Raw genomic sequence first — 613 nt, forward strand, 5'->3', positions numbered from 1 at the left:
GCGGTGAGCCGTTGTCAGCGCTGGTCGGCCTCGCGCCAGTAGTCGGGGAGCATCTCCGTGACCCACGGCGGGACACTGACCGGTCCGCGCGGACCCATCTGCGGGAAGTACGGGGCGAGGTCGATGACGGGCGTTCCGTCGACGGCGTCGAGGTCGGTCACGTGCAGGTCGCACCCTTCCACGCGGAGCAGGCGCGGGTAGGAGGTCGCCAACTGGTTGGGCCGGCGGTGGTTGCGGTGTACGAAGGTGCCCGTCGCCGGCCACCGGGGATTCCCGCGCGGGCTGCGGGCGTGCAGGGCCACATCGTCGGGTGAGGCACGGTGGAAGTGCCAGACCACGGTGAGGTGGGAGAACTCGCCCAGTCCCTGGAGGGTTTCCAGGGGATACCCGTCGTGCAGCCGGATGACGGACTCGACCCCGCCCTGGAAGTCGTCGCTCGGTTCCTGGTGCCCACCGACCACGGTGGCCACGGGGGTGACGGTGAGAGGGTGCGGCATTGCGGCTCCTTGGGAGGGGGCGGGGGCCTGCTGGCGTGTTGGGCGCCTCGCGTGGCCGGGGCGCGTTCGCCTCTCGGCGAGGCGGATCGCGTACCGGATGCTCGGTGCGGCACCAC

General features: G+C 71.8%; 1 protein-coding gene. It reads right to left on the bottom strand.

All coding sequences use genetic code 11. The features are described from left to right. Window positions 1-14: 14 nt before the first annotated feature. A complete protein-coding gene (locus KUM32_RS42150; protein WP_217146880.1) occupies window positions 15-497 on the bottom strand; it encodes an SAM-dependent methyltransferase in 483 nt (160 codons plus the stop codon). Window positions 498-613: the final 116 nt, after the last annotated feature.

Source organism: Streptomyces sp. AC627_RSS907, assembly GCF_019049165.1.

Bases quoted from the DNA above. Each gene is read 5' to 3' on its own strand.
- KUM32_RS42150 (WP_217146880.1), bottom strand. From the start codon at position 497: ATGCCGCACCCTCTCACCGTCACCCCCGTGGCCACCGTGGTCGGTGGG.